At 67.4% G+C, this 20103-nt stretch carries 15 protein-coding genes; 11 read left to right on the forward strand and 4 right to left on the reverse strand.

All coding sequences use genetic code 11. The annotated features are described in order from the left end of the window. The first annotated feature begins 3 nt into the window (after window positions 1–3). The 7 genes from pilQ to AB6730_RS05080 all read left to right on the forward strand — a co-directional run bounded on the left by pilQ (window position 4) and on the right by AB6730_RS05080 (window position 9569). Entirely contained in the window at window positions 4–2274 is a 2271-nt protein-coding gene (gene pilQ, locus AB6730_RS05050) for a type IV pilus secretin PilQ (protein ID WP_371022569.1), read from the forward strand. A gap of 317 nt (window positions 2275–2591) precedes the next feature. Continuing rightward, window positions 2592–3584 carry an AAA family ATPase gene (locus tag AB6730_RS05055; protein WP_371022570.1) on the forward strand — a complete coding sequence of 331 codons (993 nt, stop codon included), beginning with the start codon at window positions 2592–2594 and terminating at the stop codon, window positions 3582–3584. Further along, window positions 3581–4501 carry a DUF58 domain-containing protein gene (locus tag AB6730_RS05060; RefSeq protein WP_371022571.1) on the forward strand — a complete coding sequence of 307 codons (921 nt, stop codon included), beginning with the start codon at window positions 3581–3583 and terminating at the stop codon, window positions 4499–4501. Before AB6730_RS05055 ends, AB6730_RS05060 begins: the two co-directional genes overlap by 4 nt. After that, complete coding sequence (locus tag AB6730_RS05065) at window positions 4501–4986, forward strand: DUF4381 domain-containing protein (RefSeq protein ID WP_371022572.1); 486 nt, start codon at window positions 4501–4503, stop codon at window positions 4984–4986. Before AB6730_RS05060 ends, AB6730_RS05065 begins: the two co-directional genes overlap by 1 nt. Further along, a complete protein-coding gene (locus tag AB6730_RS05070; protein WP_371022806.1) occupies window positions 4979–5962 on the forward strand; it encodes a VWA domain-containing protein in 984 nt (327 codons plus the stop codon). The genes AB6730_RS05065 and AB6730_RS05070 overlap by 8 nt, the downstream gene beginning before the upstream one ends. Further along, window positions 5959–7866, forward strand: a complete 1908-nt coding sequence (locus AB6730_RS05075; RefSeq protein WP_371022573.1) for a VWA domain-containing protein — start codon at window positions 5959–5961, stop codon at window positions 7864–7866. The genes AB6730_RS05070 and AB6730_RS05075 overlap by 4 nt, the downstream gene beginning before the upstream one ends. After that, on the forward strand, window positions 7863–9569 hold the full coding sequence (locus AB6730_RS05080) for a BatD family protein (protein ID WP_371022574.1): 1707 nt from the start codon (window positions 7863–7865) through the stop codon (window positions 9567–9569). Before AB6730_RS05075 ends, AB6730_RS05080 begins: the two co-directional genes overlap by 4 nt. Before the next feature lie 3 nt (window positions 9570–9572). On the opposite strand, the gene AB6730_RS05085 is transcribed toward AB6730_RS05080, so the two are convergent. Next, complete coding sequence (locus AB6730_RS05085) at window positions 9573–10079, reverse strand: O-acetyl-ADP-ribose deacetylase (RefSeq protein ID WP_371022575.1); 507 nt, start codon at window positions 10077–10079, stop codon at window positions 9573–9575. 79 nt (window positions 10080–10158) lie between these two features. On the opposite strand from AB6730_RS05085, the gene AB6730_RS05090 reads away from it, so the two are divergent. The 3 genes from AB6730_RS05090 to AB6730_RS05100 all read left to right on the forward strand — a co-directional run bounded on the left by AB6730_RS05090 (window position 10159) and on the right by AB6730_RS05100 (window position 14989). Beyond that, window positions 10159–10620, forward strand: a complete 462-nt coding sequence (locus AB6730_RS05090) for a MarR family winged helix-turn-helix transcriptional regulator (protein ID WP_371022576.1) — start codon at window positions 10159–10161, stop codon at window positions 10618–10620. Window positions 10621–10740: 120 nt separating this feature from the next. Further along, complete coding sequence (locus AB6730_RS05095; protein ID WP_371022577.1) at window positions 10741–11874, forward strand: efflux RND transporter periplasmic adaptor subunit; 1134 nt, start codon at window positions 10741–10743, stop codon at window positions 11872–11874. A 10-nt stretch (window positions 11875–11884) separates the two neighbouring features. Further along, window positions 11885–14989 carry an efflux RND transporter permease subunit gene (locus tag AB6730_RS05100; protein WP_371022578.1) on the forward strand — a complete coding sequence of 1035 codons (3105 nt, stop codon included), beginning with the start codon at window positions 11885–11887 and terminating at the stop codon, window positions 14987–14989. A 202-nt stretch (window positions 14990–15191) separates the two neighbouring features. Here AB6730_RS05100 and AB6730_RS05105 read toward each other — a convergent pair whose 3' ends face one another. From AB6730_RS05105 to AB6730_RS05115, 3 genes are all read right to left on the reverse strand, one after another. Then, window positions 15192–16634, reverse strand: coding sequence for a M20/M25/M40 family metallo-hydrolase (locus AB6730_RS05105; RefSeq protein ID WP_371022579.1), 1443 nt, complete (start codon window positions 16632–16634; stop codon window positions 15192–15194). A gap of 78 nt (window positions 16635–16712) precedes the next feature. Further along, on the reverse strand, window positions 16713–18035 hold the full coding sequence (locus AB6730_RS05110) for an ATP-binding protein (RefSeq protein ID WP_371022807.1): 1323 nt from the start codon (window positions 18033–18035) through the stop codon (window positions 16713–16715). Window positions 18036–18076: 41 nt separating this feature from the next. Beyond that, window positions 18077–18790: a response regulator gene (locus tag AB6730_RS05115; RefSeq protein WP_371022580.1), complete on the reverse strand. Its 714-nt coding sequence runs from the start codon at window positions 18788–18790 to the stop codon at window positions 18077–18079. A gap of 149 nt (window positions 18791–18939) precedes the next feature. Between AB6730_RS05115 and AB6730_RS05120 the strand changes: the two genes are divergently transcribed. Continuing rightward, complete coding sequence (locus tag AB6730_RS05120) at window positions 18940–19932, forward strand: helix-turn-helix domain-containing protein (RefSeq protein WP_371022581.1); 993 nt, start codon at window positions 18940–18942, stop codon at window positions 19930–19932. Window positions 19933–20103: the final 171 nt, after the last annotated feature.

Raw genomic sequence — 20103 nt, forward strand, 5'->3', positions numbered from 1 at the left:
CACATGACGACCAAACTCAACCTGCCGGGTAGCGCGCGCCATCGGCCGCGCCGCTGGATCCTCGGCGCCGTGCTGGCCTTGTCCGGAGCTTTCGCGGGCACGGCCGCGGCCGCCAACGCCTTGCAGAACGTTACCTACGACGCGCAGCCGGGAGGCCGCATCGAGTTGACCCTCGCCTTCGCGGATGCCCCGCCGGAGCCGAAGGTCTTCACGACCAGCAATCCGCCGCGCATCGCGATCGACCTGCCGGATACGGCCAACGCGTACAGCACCCGCCATCTCGACATCGGCAAGGGCGCCACGTCCGGCGTCTCGGTGGTGTCGGCCGGAGGGCGCACCCGCGTCACGATCGAATTGTTCCGCGACTCCGCCTACAAGACGCGCGTGCAAGGCAATAACCTGATCGTTACCGTGAACAATGGTCCGAGCAGCGCGACGACGACGACCGCGACCGTTTCGGACCCGACCAAGGCCTTGCCATCCAGTTCGGGCGTGCCCGTATCGAACATCGACTTCCGCCGCGGCCAGAACGGCGAGGGCCGCATACTGGTGACGCTCGGCAGCAGCGCCTCCACGCCGGAGATGCATCGCGAAGGCGATCACGTCATCGTCAGCCTGCCTGGCTCGACCCTGCCGCCGAAACTCGCCCAGCGCCTCGACGTGCTGGATTTCGCGACGCCGGTGCAGTCCATCGAGCCCACCTCCCGTCCGGGCGGCGCTCGTCTCGATATCCGCACCAAGGGCGAGATCGAGATCTCGGCGTACCAGAACGGCACGGAATACGCCGTCGAAGTGGCACCGAAGAAGGCCGCCGCACAGACCGGCAAGAACGCGAAGGGTCAGGAACCGACGTATTCGGGTTCGCGCCTGACCTTCAATTTCCAGGACATCCCGGTGCGTTCCGCCTTGCAGCTGATCGCCGACGAAGCCAAGCTCAACCTCGTCGCTTCCGACAGCGTCGGCGGCAGCGTCACCCTGCGCCTCGTCAACACGCCGTGGGACCAGGCGCTGGACGTGATCCTGCGTGCCAAGGGCCTGGACAAGCGCCGCAGCGGCAATGTCGTGTGGATCGCGCCGCAGGCGGAACTGGCCAACTACGAGCAGAGTCTCGCCGACGCCCGCCAGAAGGCCCAGGAGTCCGCGGAACTCATTTCCGACTACATCCCGATCAGCTACGGCAAGGCCGAAGACATCGCCAAGCTGCTGACCTCGGGCAGCATGCAGGGCGGTGGCGGGGCGTCCGGCGGCGGTAACACCACGCGCGGCTTCCTTTCCCCGCGCGGCAGCGTCTCCTTCGATGACCGCACGAACACCCTGTTGATCAACGACACGCCGGACAAGATCCGCGACCTGCGCGAACTGATCGGCACGCTCGACCGCCCGGTGCAGCAGGTGCTGATCGAATCGCGCATCGTGGTCGCCACCGACCAGTTCACCCGCCAGCTCGGCGTCCGCTGGGGTGCGCAGGCGTTCAACCATAACAACGCGAATCAGATCGTCGGCACCTCGCCGAACCTCAGTGGCGGTACGGACGGCACCGGCACGGCCGGCCTGGCGACGAGCGTCCGCAACAGCGACGTGAACTACGCCAACGCGGTGAACCAGTACAACGCCAGCGGTGGAACCGGCACCCTGCCGACGCGTGACGCCTATGAGTTGCCCGGCGGCTATAACGTGAACCTGCCCGTCTCGAACCCGGCCGGCAGCATCGGCCTGGCGATCCTCGGCGCCAACTACCTGGTCGACCTCGAACTCTCGGCGGCCCAGACCGAAGGTCGCAGCGAGGTCATCTCCAGCCCGCGCGTCATCACCGCCAACCAGCAGGAAGCGGTGATCAAGCAGGGTACGCAGATCGGTTACGTGACCTACCAGGCCTCCAGCACGGGCGGCGGCGCCTCGAACGCCACGGTCCAGTTCAAGGATGCGGTGCTCGAACTGCGCGTCACCCCGACGATCACGGCGGACAGCCGCGTCTACCTCAAGATCAACGTGAAGAAGGACGCCCTCGCCGGCAACACGCCGTCCCCGGGCGGTGGCTTCGTCCCGTCGATCGATACCCGCGAGATCAACACCTCGGTGCTGGTCGACAACGGCCAGACGGTGGTCCTCGGCGGCATCTACGAGATCACCAAGTCGAACACCACGGACAAGGTGCCCGGTCTCGGCGACATCCCCGGCCTCGGCGTACTGTTCCGTCGTACCAACCGCGGCAACAACAAGGCCGAACTGCTGATCTTCGTCACGCCACGCATCCTGAGCGATACGTTGCAGTAAGGTTCCGTCACCCGCTTGTCCGAACGCCCGCGCTAGTCGCGGGCGTTCTTTTTCCGGTGGGAGCCGACCCTGTCGGTGATGGGTGCTTGCCTTGACCTGGCCCGCTGCCGCGGGATCGCCGACAAAGTCGGCTCCCACAGGTCTGTTCCCAAGCTGGTCTACCCGATGCTGTTGTGGGAGCCGCTTCAGCGGCGATGGGTGCTTGCCTCGACCTGGCCCGCGAACCCTTACCCTGGATAGGCCCCCTGCCGGTGGTTGGCTAAACTTCTCGGCGCGAGTGTGGTCTCATCAGCCATTCCGCGTTACGAGTTACCCAGATGACCACATCGCCAACCGATGCAACGCCTCTCCAGGCGTCCTTCGTCCGTCTTCGCGAGGAACTGGCGCGCGGCATCATCGGCCAGCCGCATCTGGTCGAATGCCTGCTGATCGCCTTGCTGGCCGATGGCCACCTGCTGGTGGAAGGCGCGCCCGGCCTGGCCAAGACCACCGCGATCAAGGCCCTGGCGACGCGCGTGGAGGCCGATTTCCACCGCATCCAGTTCACCCCGGACCTGCTCCCGGCGGACCTGACCGGAACGGACATCTTCCGGCCGCAGACCGGTGGCTTCGAGTTCGAGCGGGGGCCGTTGTTCCACAACATCGTGCTCGCCGACGAGATCAACCGCGCTCCGGCCAAGGTGCAGTCCGCCCTGCTCGAGGCCATGGCCGAGCGGCAGATCACCATCGGCCGGCGCACCTGGCCGTTGCCCGACCTGTTCATGGTCATGGCCACGCAGAACCCGATCGAGCAGGAAGGCACCTTCGCCCTGCCGGAAGCCCAGCTCGACCGCTTCCTCATGCACGTGACGATCGGCTACCCGGATGCCGACGCCGAACTCGCCATCCTCCGCCTTGCCCGTGAGCAGGCCCGGCAGGCCCTGCATCCGGTGCCACCGCCGTCACACGTGCTGCGCCCCGCCGATGTGTTCGCCGCACGCGATGCGGTGCTGGACGTGCACATGGCCGAACCGCTGGAGCTTTACATCACCCAACTCGTGGTCGCTTCGCGCGAGGCCGGCAAATACGGCGCCGAACTGGCGCGCTGGATCGCCTGGGGCGCCAGCCCGCGTGCGACGATCGCACTCGACCGCTGCGCCCGCGCGCGGGCCTGGCTCGCTGGCCGCGACTACGTGGTACCGGACGACATCCACGCCATCGCGCACGAAGTGCTTCGCCATCGCGTGCTGCCGAGCTACGAAGCCGAAGCCGAGGGCGTTCGCATCGACGCCGTGATCGACCGCCTGCTGGACCTCGTCCCGTTGCCGTGAACGCCACCGCACCCATCGCCGATGGGCGCGTCCGTGTGTCGCTCCCGGAACTGATCGCCCTGCGCTCGCGCGTCGCCCGCGCACCCGCGCCACCGGTGGTCTCGCGCGCGCAGCGCAGTGGCCAGAAGCCATCGCGGCTGCATGGGCGTGGCATGGATTACGCCGAATCCCGCGTCTATCAGGCCGGCGACGATGTGCGCCGCATGGATTGGCGACTGACGGCGCGCAGCGGCGTCGCCCATACGAAATTGTTCCAGGAGGAACGCGAAGGGCGCTTGCTGATCCTGTTGGACACGAACGCGAGCATGCGTTTCGGCACGCGCACGCGCTTCAAGTCCGTGCAGGCGGCGCGCGTGGCGGCGATGGCCGCTTGGTACGCGGTGCGCGGCTCGGATCGCGTCGGCGTGCTCGCCTTCGGTGCCCAGCGCCAATTGCTGCGTCCACAGGGCGGTGCGCGCGGGGCGCTCGCCGTGGCGGGTGCCATCGCCACCTGGGACGGCCTTCCGCCTGGCGACGACGAGACCCTTTCCGCCGCGCTCCAGCGTGCGGGCAGGTTGATGCATGGTGCGTCGCGCGTGCTCTTGATCAGCGATGGTTTCGCGGTGGACGAGGCGGCACGTGGCCGGATGCTCGGCCTCGTCGCGAAGGCCGAGGTCGCGGTGCTGGCGGTGGCCGACCCGCTCGAACTCGGTGAACCCCCCGCAGGCCGCTACCCGTTCGCCCATCGGGGCACGCATTACGACGTGGTCCTGCATGGAGACCGCCAACGCGCGGACTTCGCGCGAAGCCTGGGCGAGGGGAACCGCCGTTTGACGGAACTCTGCACGGGGCTGGGCCTGCGCCAGCGCACGCTGGATACGAGTGCCGACCCGCTCGACGCGATCGTCGCCTTGCTCGGAACGGTGAGGGGACGCTGATGCCGGACAACGCGCCCGCACTGCGCGACATCCACGTGCCGCATGTGTCGATGTGGTGGCCCCTGGCGCCCGCCTGGTGGGTACTGCTGGCCTTGTTCGTAGCGCTCGTCGTGGCTCTGGTCGTGTTCCTGCGTCGGCGTGCGGCGTGGCGGCGCCACGTCGATGCTTCCCTGTCGGGCCTGCGCGACGCCGTGGCGAGGTATGCGACGGATGGTGACGCGCCCGCATTCGCGGCGGCGGCAAGCGACCTCGTTCGTCGCGTCGCCCGTAGCCGTGACGCAGGCAGCGTGACGAAATCCGGGCACGCGTGGCACGACGCGCTGGCCGCCATGGCGCCGAAACAGGATGTCACCGCCCTCGTCGCGCTGGATGCCGCGAAGTACCGGCGCAACGTGGATATCGATGTCACCGCCACGGCGCGCGATGTCGAGGCGTGGGTACGTGCGGCCATGCGACATGAGGGACGCCGGCATGTCGTTGCCTGAGTTCGCCTGGCCATGGCTGTTCCTCGCCCTGCCGCTGCCATGGCTGCTGCGCCGTGTGTTGCGTCCGGTGAAGCCGGCGCAGGCGTTGAACCTGCCGCAGCCCGGCCTCGTATTCGTGCAAGCCTCGTTGACCAAGGCACCTTTCTCAGCGACGTTGTTCCTGGCGCTGGCATGGATATGCCTCGTCACCGCCGCGGCGAGGCCGCAACACCTCGGCCCGCCGGAGCCACAGCGGCGCAGCGGTCGCGCCACCATGCTCGCGGTCGACCTCTCCGGAAGCATGTCGCTCGACGACATGCAATTGGCCGGCCGGATGGTGACGCGCTTCACCGCCGTGGAAGCGATCGCGGGCGACTTCATCGACCGCCGGGCCGGCGACGAGCTCGGCCTGATCCTGTTCGGCTCGCAGGCCTATCTCGTCACGCCGCTTACCTACGACCTCGACGCCGTGCGTGCACAGCTGCACGGTGCGGTGGTGGGCTTGCCGGGACGCGAGACCGCCATCGGCGATGCATTGGCGGTGGCGGTGAAGCGGCTGGCCGACATGCCCGAGCAGGCGCGCGTGGTCGTACTGCTCACCGACGGCGTCAACAACGCCGGCTCCATCGCGCCACGCGAGGCGGCTCGTGCCGCGAAGGCGGCGGGCGTGCGCGTCTACACCATCGGCATCGGTGCGAACGCCATGCGCGTGCCGGATTTCTTCGGCAGCCGCGTGGTGAATCCTTCCGCCGACCTGGATGTCGGCATGCTCACCGACATCGCCAACCAGACCGGTGGCCGTTTCTTCCGGGCCACCGATACCGACGAACTGGCCGACGCCTATCGCGCCATCGACGCGTTGGAGCCCGTGCCGCAACAGGGCGCGTCGCTGCGACCGCATGACGAACTGTTCCGCTGGCCGTTGCTCGCCGCGCTGGTGTTTTTCGCGCTCGCGGCCTTGCCGCGTTACGTGTCGGCCGGGAGGGCGGCCGCATGAGCCGGTGGCTGGCGGATTTCCACTTCATCGAGCCGCGCTGGCTGTGGTTGCTGGTGCTCGTTCCCGTCATCGCATGGTTCGTCGGGCGGCGCTCCGGCGAGGAACGCGTATTGGCCCGCCTCGCCGACCCCGCGCTGCTGCCCTATCTTTTAGATGGCACGCCGTCGGCGTCGCGCGCACCGGTCGTCGCGTTCGTCACCGCCGCCTTGCTCGCCATCCTCGCACTGGCCGGACCGGCGTGGGACAGGCAGGCGCAGCCCTTGTTCGCCGAGCGCGCCGCGCAAGTGGTCGTCGTTTCGATGTCGCCGCACATGTCGTCGCGTGACGTGGTACCCGACCGATTGAGCCGCGCTCGCTACAAGGTGCGTGAACTCTACGCCGCCAATCGCGATGGCATGAATGCCTTGATCGCCTATACGGGCGAACCTTTCACGGTGGCGCCCCTGACGACGGACGCGCACAGCGTGGATGACTTGCTCACCGCGTTGGCGCCCGACACCATGCCCGTGGAAGGCGACCATCCCGGAAAGGCGATCGACCAGGCGGCCGATCTGATCCGGCATGCCGACTTGCGCGGCGGCTCCATCGTGCTGGTGACCGATCGCGCCGATGGCGAGGCCGTCGCAGCCGCGCGCCGTGCGCGTGCGGCAGGCGACAGGGTTTCCGTGCTCGGCATCGGCACCACGCGCGGTGGCCCCATCGCCGTCGCCGATGGGGGATTCCTGAAGGACGAGCGCGGCGCCATCGTGATGGCACCGCGTGACGATGCCTCGCTGGCAGAAGTCGCCGAGGCTGGCGGCGGGCGTTACCTGCCGGTGGCCGACGATGCGTCCGACGTGACCGCGCTTGCCGGCCTGTTGCAGGGCGACGGCGATGGCAAGCCCGTCGAAGGGGCCGCCTCCGGTCAGTGGCAGGATCGCGGACCGTGGTTGTTGTTGCCCTTGTTGCCGATCGTGGCGTTGGCGTTCCGTCGCGGATGGTTGCTGGTGCTTGCCTTGGCCGTGCTGCCACTCTCGTCGCCCGCGCGTGCCGATGGCGTCGTCGACGCGTTCCGTACGCGCGACCAGCAAGCCGCGCACGCCCTGGCCCAGGGCGATGCGAAACGCGCACAGGCGCTGGCGCGGAATCCAGCATTGCGTGGTGCCGCGGCCTATCGCGCGGGCGACTACGCCGCCGCCGAAGCGGCGCTCGCGCATGGCACCGACAGCGATTCCCAATACAACCTCGGCAATGCGCTGGCGAAGCAGCAGCGCTACCAGGATGCGCTCGCCGCGTACGACCGCGCGCTGAAGGCTAACCCAGGCAACGCGGACGCCGTCGCCAATCGCAAGGCGGTGGCCGATTACCTGAAGCGGCAGCAACAGGACAAGCAACGCGACCAGGACAAGAAGGGCGGCAAGGGACAACAGGACAAGAACCCGCAAGGCCAGTCCGGCGACAAGGACAAGCAACAAGGCCAGGATGACGGCAAGGACGGCCGCGGCGGTGAGAACGGCCAGCAGTCCGGCGCCGACGGCAAGGATGGCAACGACCAGAAGGGTGCGAAAGACAAGGCGGGTGAAGGCGAGGGCGACGATCGCGGCAAGGACAACGGCAAGGCGCAGGCGCCGCAGGGCGACGCGGCGACGAAGTCGCAAGCCGAGCAGGCGCAGGCGAAGCAGGCCCAGGAAGCGCTCAAGCAGAAGATGGACGCCGCGCTGGCAGGCCAACGCGATACAAAGGAAGGCAAGGACGGCGATCAGGCGCACGACCTTGGCGTGGTATCGGACAAGGAAGCATCGTCCAAATTGCCGCCCGACGTACAGCGTGCCCTGATGCGCGTGCCGGACGATCCCGGTGGCTTGTTACGGAGGAAGTTCATGCTCGAGTATCAACGGCGCCACGGCGCGGAGCCGGAAGAATGAGATCGCGTCGGTTCCTGTTGTGCCTCTTGCTGAGTTGCGTCCCGCCGCTGGCCTGGGCGCAGGCCGCGGCACCGGTGGCGTCGCTCGACCGTAGCAAGATCGGTCTCGGCGAGACCGTGACGTTGAACATCGAGATCGGCGACGAGACATCCAGCCCACCGGATCTTTCGCCGTTGACGCCGGACTTCGTCGTACTGGGCACATCGACCAACCATTCGTTGAGCATCGTCAACGGTCGCCGGGAATCGCACACGATCCTCGGCATCGCCTTGCGTCCCCGTCGCGAAGGCCATCTCACCGTACCCTCACTGGTCATCGCGGGGCAGGGCACGCAGCCGTTGCCACTGGACGTGTCCGCGTCCAACGATGCCGGCAACGCCGCGGCGGATCGTCCCGTCGTGCTGGAAGGAAAAGCCGAGCCATCGCAGGCGTATGTCGGACAGCAGATCGATTACACGCTGCGCCTCTACTTCGCGGTGAACCTCGCGGACGGCCAGTTGGGTGACCCGTCCGCCGAGGCTGCCGAAGTACGCCGCATCGGACAGGATGCGAACTACCAGACCATGCGTGGCGGCCGGCGATTCAATGTCGTCGAGCGGCACTACGCGATCTTTCCCCAGCGCGCGGGCACGCTGGAAATCCAGCCGCCGACGTTCCAGGGCACCGCGGTGGACCCGACGGACGCGAACTCCTTCTTCGGCGCCGGGGAACCCATCAACGCCGTGGCGGAACGCGCGCGCGTCGACGTGCGTGCCCGGCCTGCCTCGGCGACCAATGGCGCATGGATTCCGGCGCGCGAACTCAAGTTGTCGCTCGATGGCATGCCGGCGGACGGCAAAGCGCGCGTGGGCCAGCCGATCACGCTGAACATGCGCCTGGAGGCCACGGGCATTCCCTTCGAGGCCTTGCCCGCGCTCTCGCTGCCGAAGCTGGATGGCGCGGACGTTTATCCCGACAAGGCCGTGACCGGCGGTGGCAGCAGCGGCTCGTGGGTCACCGGGCGGCGCCAGCAAAGCTTCGCGGTGGTGCCGACGCGCGTCGGTACCCTGCATATTCCGGAGACGACGCTGCACTGGTGGAACGTCGTCTCCGACAAGGCCGAAGTGGCGGTCGTGCCCGCGCAGGATATCGTCGTCGGCCCGGGCTCCGGCACCGCGGCGCCGGTGCCTGCGGCTCCGTCCCAGGAAGGTCGTGCGTCGGCACCGGCGCAGGCATCGACGACGGGCGTGGCGCCATCGCCGCTTGCCGGCGCTGGCGTGCCCTGGCGCTGGCTCTTCATCGCCGCGTTGGTGTTGTGGCTGGTCACGCTCGCCGCGTGGTTCGTGTTCGGCCGCCGACGCCGGCACAGTGCTTCGTCGACAGGCGCGTCCTCTGGTCCTGGCGTTCCCGCCGTCACCCGTGAGCGCCCGGCGCAGGAGTATTTCCTCAAGGTCGCGGCGGGCGACGATCTCGCCGCCACGGAGCGGGCCCTGCTGCAATGGGCCCGCATCGTGCGACCCTCCCTCCGCTCGCTGGGCGAGCTTTCCGTGGCGTTGCGCGAGGGCGCGCAACGGGACGCGATCACCGCATTGCAGCGCGCGCGCTTCGCCGGGGGCGAGCGCCCGGCCAGCCAGTTGCGCGACGCCTTCGCGAGGGGATTCGACTGGCTGGAGCCCCCTGCCGTGAAGGGGCGCGAGGGCCTGCCGCCGCTCTATCCTCGTTAGGACCTACAGCAGCGCCATGTATGTCCGGGTCATCGCGTCGCCGAACGTGCAGAAGACCACCCGCTCCGGAACCCATTCGGCGGTGCGCAGGGTTTCGACGGCCACGCTCGCGGCGGCATGGGCGGGGTAGCCGTAGATCCCCGCGCTGATGGCCGGAAAGGCGATCGATTCCACCCGATGATCGCGGGCTAGCTTGAGGCAATTCGCATAGCACGCCGCCAGCAGGTCCGCTTCCCCCTGCTCGCCACCCCGCCAGACCGGCCCGACCGTATGGATCACGAAGCGCGCGGGCAGGGCGAATCCGGGGGTGATCCGGGCTTCCCCCGTCGGGCAACGGACGCCGGGGCGGACCTCGGGAATCGCCCGGCAAGCGGCCAGCAAGGCCGGTCCGGCCGCCCGATGGATGGCGCCGTCCACCCCGCCGCCGCCCAGCAGGGATTCGTTCGCCGCATTGACGAGGGCATCCACCGCCAAGATGGTGATATCCGTCTGAATCACCTCGAAAGCCATAGGATTTTCTCTTTGTGACGGCTCGCCGGCATTTAGTTACGATGACAACCTGTCAGTTCTATTAATGCAGCCGAAGGTTATGGCCGACCAGCTCAAAGTTGAAGACATCTCGTTCGCCTACCTCATCAACGACGTGACCTTGCTCTTCCGCAAGCACTTCGATCGGCGAGCGGTGCGCTTCGGCCTGACGCGCGCCCAATGGCGTGCCCTCAAGGCCCTGCATCGCCGCCCCGGCATGCGCCAGAACGAGCTGGCCGAACAGCTGGACATGGAGCCGATCGCGGTGGGCCGGGTCATCGACCGCCTCCAGGCCGCCGGCTTCGTCGAGCGCCGGGCCGACCCCAAGGATCGCCGCGCCTGGCGGCTACACGACACCGAGCAGGCACGCGGTGTCATAGACGACATGGAAGATATCGCCCGCGGCCTGCGCCGCGATGCGACCCAGGGGATTTCCACCGCCGACCTGCAGACCATGCTGGCGGTACTGGACCGCATGAAGGAAAACCTGCAAGGGCTCGACGGGCCAGGCGAAGAAAGCTGAGTCCCCGGTCAACCGGCCGACAACATGTGCGTTAGCTTTTACGGATATCCGTCCTGAAACCAACGACCGCGTTCCCCAGCGCGGCGACCGAGCCCCGAGGGGGGATCGGCCGGAGCCCAGATGCAGCGATCCCCAGGGAAGAAACTCATCCTCGTCGTCGGCCTCGTGGCTGTCGTGGCCATTGGCGTCGGTCTCTGGCGTCATGATGCCGGGAGCAAGGATGTGTCCAAGACCGGGGCGTCCGCCCCCGCCGGGGTTCCGGTCGCCACGGCCGTGGCCACGCGGGGCGAGATCGACCTGTCCCTGAAGGTGATCGGCCGCGCCGAAGCCTATTCGACGGTGAACGTGCGCTCCCGGGTCAACGGGCAGCTGGAATCGCTGGCTTTCACACCGGGCAGCCACGTGAAGAAGGGCGACCTGCTCGCCCGCGTGGACCAGCGCCCGTTGAAGGCCGCCTACGACGAGGCCCAGGGCAACGTCGCCCGTGACCAGGCTCAGCTGGTGAAGGCCGAGGCGGACCTGGAGCGTTACCAGAACATGCTCGGCAAGGGCTTCGTCAGCCGCGCCGACTACGACTTGTACAAGGCCAACCTGGGCGTGGCCCGCGCCGCGCTGGAAAGCGACCGCGCGGCGGCCCGCGCCGCGCAGACCCAACTGGAATTCACCACCATCGTCGCGCCGTTCGATGGCGTGACCGGGGCGCCTCTCGCTTATCCCGGTGCCACGCTGAGCGCCGACACCACCGATATCGTGGTGTTGAACCAGGTCGATCCCATCCGCGTCGCCTTCGCCATTCCCGAGGACAGCCTCGCCGCCGTGCGCAACAGCCTGCGTCGCGGCCCGCTGCCCGTGCACGCGAAAATTCCCGGCGACGACGGCCAACCGCTGACGGGCGAGCTGGAATTCATCGACAACGCGGTGGATGCCACCACGGGCACGATCGTCCTGAAGGGCCGCTTCGCGAACGAGGATGGGCGGCTCACATCCGGGCAGTTCGCCGAGGTGACGCTACCGACCACGCGCCTGGCCGACGCGATCAGCATCCCCATGGTGGCGTTGCAGAGTTCCACGGCGGGGACCTTCGTCTTCGTGGTGAAACCGGACCACACGGTGGAGCAACGCACGATCGTCACCGGCGCCACCAGTGCGGATCGCGTGGTCGTCGACAAGGGTTTGCAGGCCGGCGAGCGCGTCGTCACCGAGGGGCAGATGCTGCTCGTCGATGGCGCCCGCGTGCGCGTCGACAAGGGCTGAGGGCGCCGTCGTGAACCTTCCGGAACTCTGTATCCGCCGGCCGGTGATGACCACGCTGCTGATGGCGGCGCTGATCATTTTCGGCATTGCCGCTTACCCGAGGCTGCCGGTCAACGAACTGCCCAACGTCGACTTCCCGACGATCAACATCAGTGCCAGCCTTCCGGGCGCCTCGCCCGAGACGATGGCCTCGTCCGTGGCGACGCCGCTCGAAGCACAGCTGTCCACCGTCGCCGGCATCGATTCGATGACCTCGTCCAGCTCGCTGGGCTCGACCACGATCACGGTCACCTTCGCGCTCGATCGCAGCATCGACGGCGCCGCGCAGGACGTGCAGGCGGCCATTTCCGCCGCGCAGCGCCAGTTGCCGCAGGACATGCCCACGCCGCCGACGTATCGCAAGGTGAATCCGGCCGATGCGCCGATCCTGTTCCTCACCATGCAATCGTCCACGTTGCCGCTGTCCACGGTGGACGACTACGCGGAGACGGAGCTGGCCCAGCGCCTGTCGATGGTCGACGGCGTGGCCCAGGTCAATGTGTACGGCTCGCAGAAGTACGCCGTGCGTATCGCGGTGGACCCGGACCGGCTTGCCGCCACCGGCATCGGCATCGACCAGATGCGCGAGGCGATCGCCGCGGCCAACGTCAACAAGGCCACGGGTTCGCTCAACGGCAAGCGGCAGTTGCTGTCGATTCGTTCGGACGGCCAGTTGATGCGTGCCGCGGACTATGGGCAGGTGGTGGTCGCCTATCGCAACGGCGCGCCCGTGCGCCTTTCGGACATCGCCGTGCCACGCGACAGCGTGCAGGATGACCAGAAGGCCAGCTGGTTCAACGGCAACCGTTCGATCACCCTGGCGATCCAACGGCAGCCGGGAGCGAACACGGTCGAGACAGTCGACAAGATCCTGGCCCTGCTGCCCGGCTTCACCGACACCTTGCCGCCGTCGGTGAAACTCAGTGTCATATACGACCGCTCCGAATCCATCCGCGACTCGGTGCACGACGTGCAGTTCACCCTCGTGCTCGCGGGCATCCTCGTGGTGCTGGTGATCTACCTGTTCCTCGGCAATGCCTCCGCCACGCTGATTCCCGCCGTGGCGCTGCCCATCTCGGTACTCGGCACCTTCGGCGCGATGTTCGCGCTGGGTTACAGCCTCGACAATCTTTCCCTGCTGGCGCTCACGCTCGCGGTCGGCTTCGTGGTGGACGACGCGATCGTGATGCTCGAGAACATCATGCGTCACATCGAGCATGGCGAAGCGCCTTTCGATGCCGCCGTGAAAGGCGCCAACGAGATCGGCTTCACGATCTTCTCGATGACGCTGTCGCTGGTCGCGGTGTTCATCCCGGTGATGTTCATGGGCGGCATCGTGGGCCGTCTGTTCCACGAGTTCGCCGTGGTGATCAGCGTGTCGATCCTGATCTCCGGCTTCGTTTCGATCACCCTCACGCCCATGCTGTGCAGCCGCTTCGTCAAGGCGCACGACCATGCGAAGCGCAGCTTCATCGTGGTCTGGTTCGATCGTGGGTTCTCGGCCGTGACCGCCAGTTACACACGTTCGCTGGCCTGGTGCATGAACCATCCGCGCACGGTGGTGGGTGTGTTCGGGCTCAGCCTCGCCGCCACCGCGCTGCTCTTCGTGATCGTCCCCAAGGACTTCATCCCCGCCGGGGACAGCGGCCAGCTGCGCGTCACGACCGAAGGCCCGACCGACATTTCCTTCGCCGCGATGTCCGCGCGCCAGCAGTCGTTGGCCGACATCGCGCGAAAGGACCCCAACATCGAAGCGGTCATGTCCAGCGTGGGTGCCGGCGGTGCGCGTGCCACCGTGAATTCGGGTTCGATGCTCCTGCGCTTGAAGGACCGGAGCGAGCGTGGGCACACCACACCCGACGAGATCATCCAGGAACTGCGACACAAGTTCGCCGAGGTGCCGGGCATCCGCACCTATATCCAGAATCCTCCGGCGATCCAGATCGGCGGCCGCCAGTCCAAGGCGCAATACCAGTACACGGTGCAATCGACCGACCTGCACGCGCTGTACGACTGGTCGGGCAAGTTGGTCGCCGCCTTCCAGAAGCTGCCCGGATTCCAGGACGTCACCACCGACCTCGATCTCAACAGTCCCTCGATGGTGGTGACGGTCAATCGCGACAAGCTCGCGCCGCTGGGCCTCACGATGGACCAGGTGCAGACGGCGCTGGGTACCGCGTTCGGCGAGAACCAGATATCCACGATCTACGGAGCCGCCACGCAGTACTGGGTGATCCTGCAAGTCGAGCGGCGCATGCAGGACGACCCGGCCGTGCTGTCGAGGCTCTACGTCACCTCGGACAGCGGCAAGCTCATACCGCTAAACACCGTGGCGAGCTTCGAACGCAAGCCGCAGGTGTTGACGGTAAACCACCAGGGGCAGCTGCCGGCGGTCACGGTGTCGTTTAATCTCGCCCCGGGCGTATCGCTGAGCGACGCGGTGGCGAGCATCGATCGCGCGACCACGGAGATGAAACTGCCGCCGACCCTGAGCGGCAGCGTGCAGGGTACTGCGCAGGCGTTCCAGGATTCGGTCAAGGGCATGGGCCTGCTCTTGCTGCTGGCCGTGTTCGTGATCTACCTCGTGCTCGGCATCCTCTACGAGAGTTTCATCCACCCGCTGACGATCCTGTCGGGACTGCCGGCCGCCGCGGTCGGTGCGCTGCTGACGCTGGTGATCTTCAACGCCTCGCTCGACCTGTTCGCCTTCGTCGGCATCATCATGCTGGTGGGCATCGTGAAGAAGAACGCGATCATGATGATCGACTTCGCGCTGGAACGTCAGCGCGAGGGAGGCGCCACGCCGTTCGATGCGATCTACGAGGCCTGCCGCGTGCGTTTCCGCCCGATCATGATGACCACGATGGCGGCCTTCGCCGGTACGCTGCCGATCGCGCTAGGCATCGGCGCGGGCGCGGAAACCCGGCGCCCGCTGGGCCTGGCGGTGGTGGGTGGCCTGGTGGTGTCGCAGATCCTGACGCTCTACCTCACGCCGGTGATCTACCTCTACATGAACCGCCTGCAAGACCGCCTGGCCCCGGTGGGGAGCCGCTCCCCGGGGGTAGCTCTCCGGTAAGAAGCCCCCCCGGTGGGTAGCCGCCCCCGGTGGGAAGCCTGCCGGGTGGGAAGCCGCTTCAGCGGCGATCCCGCGACAGCGGGCCAGGGTGAGGCGAGCACCCATCGCCGCTGAAGCGGCTTCCCACCAAGGCCTGGATCAGCTGAAGCGGTTTCCCACCAAGGCCTGGATCAGCTGAGCCAGCTTCCCACCAGGACCCGGATCAGTCGTGTGCGCCGTCCTTCGCGAAGGCGCCCGGGGCCGAGCCGAAATCGCCATTCGCCTGCGCCGCCATGTATGCGAACGTCACATAGACCGCCACGTTCTGCGCCAACGCCTTCGGGTCGATCTTGTCGAGCGTGTCGTTGGCGTTGTGGTGGTAGTCGAAGTAGTCCGTGCCGTCCTGCGTGAGCGACAGCGCGGCCATGCCCTTGGCGTGCATCTGCGAGAGGTCGGAGCCACCGCCGCCCGGCTTGCTCGCATCGTAGGCCACGCCGATCGGCTCGATCACCTTGGCGATCTGCTCGATGGCGCCGCGCGCTTCCGGCTTGACGCTGGCGGTCATGCGCCAGATGCGGCCCGCACCGAAGTCGGACTCGGTGCCGAGCTGAAACTTCGAGACCTCCTTCGCATGCGCCTCGGCATAGGCGCGACCGCCCCACAAACCCATTTCCTCATTGGCGAAGGCGATCACGCGGATCGTGCGATCCGGACGCTGCGGCATGTCCTTGATCAGTTTCGCCGCGGCCGCGGCGATCGCCACGCCCGCGCCGTCGTCGATGGCGCCGGTGCCGAGATCCCAGGAATCGAGGTGGCCGCCGATCGCGATGACCTGATCGGGATGCTTGCGGCCGGTCACTTCGGCGATGACGTTGGCGCCTTCATAGGTACCCGCGAAGCCGACATCGAGGTCGAGCTTCAGGGTGACCGGCTTGCCTTCCTTGAGCACGCGCTCGAGCTGGTCCGCGTCGGGCAGCGACAAGGCGGCGGCCGGGATCGCTTCCTTGGGGTCCTGGAAGCCGGTGACGCCCGTATGCGGGGTGCGGCTGTGCGGATCGGTGCCGGCGGAGCGCAGCAGGAAGGCGGCGGCGCCCATCTTCGCGGCCAGCACCGGGCCACCGGTGCGCGTGGCCGAGCCCATGCGGTAATCGTGGCCGTCCTTCTGCTGCTGCATGTGCGTCGAAACGTAGACGATCTTGCCCTTGACCGTCGCGGGGTCGGCCTTCTTGAAGGCGTCGAGGTCGTCGAAGCCGACGACTTCCGCGGTGAGGCCGCCTTGCGGCGTGCCGGCCGAATAACCCAGCGCCGTGAGCACCAGCGGCTGCGGGAACGGAGCGACGATCTCGGCATGCTCGCTACGGCGCTGCCACAACGGGTAGCTGACTTTCTCCGTATAGACCTTGTCGAAGCCCATCGCCTTGAACTTGGCCACCGTCCAGGCCACGGCACGCGCATCGGCGGCGCTGCCCGCCACGCGCGCGCCCACTTCCGTGGTCAGGCCGGAGACGAATTCGTAGCCGGTGTTGTCGTTCATGGCGCGGTCGCGCAGCGTGGTGGCGGCGGCGACGGCTTGGTCGGGAATCGTGGTGGCCTTCTCGGCGGCATGGGCGGAGAAGGCGAGTGCGAGGCACGCGGCGAGCGCGTGGAGGCGGAACGTATGACGCATGAGTGACCCCCGGGGACGGAAAGGTCGATTATGGCCCCGCGACGGGGTTTCCCGGCCTAGGTAGGAAGTCATGCATGGTCAGGTGGCGGCGGACCCTTCGACCGGCAATGTCACCACGACGCGGAGTCCTCCTTCCTTGCGGTTGCGCAGGGCCACGATGCCCCCGTGGTCCAGGACGATCGCCCGCACGGTGGCCAGTCCCAGGCCGATGCCGCCGGTATCGCGATTGCGCGACGCCTCCAGGCGGAAGAACGGCGTGAACACATGTTGCTGCATCGCCTCGGGAATCCCGGGACCGTCGTCGTCCACTTCCAGGACACAGTCGTCGCCGCTGGTGCGCAGGCGCAGCCGGACCCGGTGGCCATACTTGAGGCCGTTCTCCACGAGGTTCACGACCGCTCGACGCAAGGCGACCGGATCGCCTTGCAAGGTAATCGCGGAGCCGGATTGCACGCTCACCTCGTGGCCGACATCCACCAGGTCGTCCGCCACGCTCTCCACCAGCAGGCGGAAGTCCAGGGGTTGCCGCTGCACGCCCAGCGAACGGTCGCGGATGAAGTCCAGCGCGGCGGAGATCATCGCCTTCATCTCCTGGATATCGGCATCGACCTTGTCGCCCAGAGGGCTGGGCAGGCCGTCTAGCCGGAACGACAGGCGGGTGAGCGGCGTGCGCAGGTCATGGGCGATCGCGGCGATCATGTGCGTGCGTTCCTGCAGGAGACGGTTCACCCGGGCCTGCATCGCATTGAACGCGTCGACCGCCTTGCGCATCTCCGGCGGCCCTTCGCGCGGCACCGGTGGCGCATGGGTATCGGCGCCGAGGCGCTGCGCGGCTTCCGCGAAACGGTCGATCGGCGCGGCGAGGGCGCGGGCGAACAGCCAGGCCACCGGCAGCAGCGCCAGGGCGCCCAGGCCGAACAGCCATAGCAACTCCTGCTGCAACATGTCCGGAAAGGCCTCGCGCGGCACGGACACGACGCGCCATTGGCCGTCATCCTGTCGCAGCCCGATCACGGACCCCGCCCCCAGCACCGCATGCATGGGTCCCTGGCGGCGTTCGATGGCACTGGCGACGGCATAGACGCGCAACTTGTCCGTCGGCTGGAGAAGCAGATCGGACAGTCGTGTGGTCAGATGGGCCGAGAGGGTGGCGTCGAATTTCGCGGGCGGGGCGGGCGGGTCGGCCTGGGTAGCGATGTCGAGGTCGATGCCACCGGGCGGAGCCACCTCGTCACGCGCGGGCCCTTCACGATCGAACGGGCGCATGGCGAATGGCGGCATGTCCGGCTGCAACGTGGCCACCACGTCGAACAGGCTCGCCATCGGTGGCGGAGTCGGCGGGCGCACGACCAGCACGGCGAGCCCGATCGCGATGGAGAGCACCAGGGCGCAGACCGTCATCAGGAAGCTGCGGGCGAAGATCGACAGGCGCGAAAGCGCGATCACAGGCGTGAGACCCTCGGCAGCAACATGTAGCCCTCGTTACGGACGGTACGGATCATCTCTTCCTGCGCGCGATCGTTGAGCTTGCGGCGAAGCCGGCTTATCTGCGTGTCGATGGCGCGGTCGTACACCTCCGCCCGGCCGCCATGGACCAGGTCGAGCAGTTGGTCGCGGCTGAGAATGCGTTGCGGATGCTCGACGAAAGCGCGCAACAGCGAGAACTCCCCGTCGGAAAGATTGATGAAGATGCCGGTGGGGTCGCGCAGGTCGCGCCGCGTCACGTCCAGCCGCCAACCGGCGAAACCGTAGGGCCGCGCATCCTCGGTCTTGACCGGCTCCGCGCTGCCCGAGCGGCGCAGCACGGCGCGTACCCGGGCAAGCAGTTCGCGCGGATTGCAGGGCTTGGCCAGGTAATCGTCCGCGCCCACTTCCAGGCCGATGATCCGGTCGGTGTCGCTGCCCAGCGCGCTCAGGATGATCACCGGCGGACCATTGCTGGCCACCAACCGGCGGGCCGCGCTCAATCCATCCTCGCCGGGCATCATCACGTCGAGCACGACCAGGTCCGGCCGCTCGCGTTCGATCGCCGCGTTCATCTGGGCGGCGTTCTCGGCCGCCTGCACGCGGTAGCCGTGACCACCCAGGAAGGTGGTGATCAGGTCGCGCAGGTCGGGGTCGTCGTCGACGACGAGGATGAACGACTTCAGGTCCATGGGCATCCGTGGCTAGATACCAGATCAGTCTAAGCGCCGTGTGCCAGTCCGGCAAAAGAGCAGACACAAAGCTGACACACGAGGACAACCGGCGGTGACGCCGGCTCGGTAGTTTGAACGAGCCGTATCGCGTATTCCGGAGTCGTGTCTTGTTTTCCAATCAGTGCGTGTCCCAGCCCCCGGGGGATCTCGATGCCGGGGTGAACCGTGCCAACGCACGGCGGTTCTGGCAGGGATTCGCTGAAGGCACGGCCCGGCACGCCATCGCCACCAGCACGCTGGTCGACGGTTATGCAGGCGAGCGGCTGCGCCTGGGCGCGTTCCGGCACACGCCACACGTGCTGACCGACGAGGCGCTGCCCCGTGAACATCGCCAGGCCGTGCTGCTCACCCTGCAGCTCAATGGCCGCGCCCAGGTCGAACAGCACGACCGGCGCAGCGAGATCGAACCCGGCGATTTCTGCCTGATCGACCTTTCACGGCCTTTCCGCCTGGAGATCGATCGTTCCACCGTGCAGACGGTGCATCTACCCCTGGCCGTCCTGCGCGAGGCGGTGCCGCGCCTGGATGAAGTGTCGGCGGTCGGCCTGCATGGGCACCTCGGCTCGGTGGGATACCTGCGCGTGCTGTACCAGGAGATGTTCGCGCATCCCTCCGGGCTCACCGAAGCGGTGGCCGACCGGCTCGCCGATGCCATACCTCACATGCTCGCCGCCGCCCTCGAATCCATGGACGTGGCCGCCGCCGCGCCCTCGCGGTTGCGGCAGTACCACAAGCGGCAAGTGCGCCTGTTCGCTCGCGAGCACCTCTCCGATCCCGCGTTGTGCGTGGAAATGATCGCCAAGGGCGTGGGTCTCTCTCCAAGCCATCTGTTCGAATTATTTTCCGAAGACGACATCACCCTGATGCGCTGGGTGCGCATGGAGCGCCTCGCGCGCTGCCAGCGGGAACTTGCGGATACCAGCCTGCGCCATCGCAGCATCGCCCAGATCGCGCACGCCTGGGGATTCGGTGACATGACCCATTTCAGCCGTTGCTTTCGCGAACGTTTCGGCATGTCGCCCCGCGCCTATCGGCAAACGGCGATATCGGGAGCGCGGGCTATCGTCTCCCGCACGGACGTCCATACGTCCAACGAATGATCAAGTTACAGGGAAGTTTCCGCCATATGCGGACGTCTTCTTAACACTAAATTGAGGTCGTGGCCTCACTGCCACCGTTCACCACGTTATTGACGCGTCCATGGACCGGGTGGAGACGGCGCCTCGCCAAGGCGCCGGTCCGGGGACGCCGCACATCCAATCTTCTGGGGA

It is taken from the genome of Luteibacter sp. RCC_6_2, assembly GCF_041360655.1.
Lineage (GTDB): Bacteria > Pseudomonadota > Gammaproteobacteria > Xanthomonadales > Rhodanobacteraceae > Luteibacter.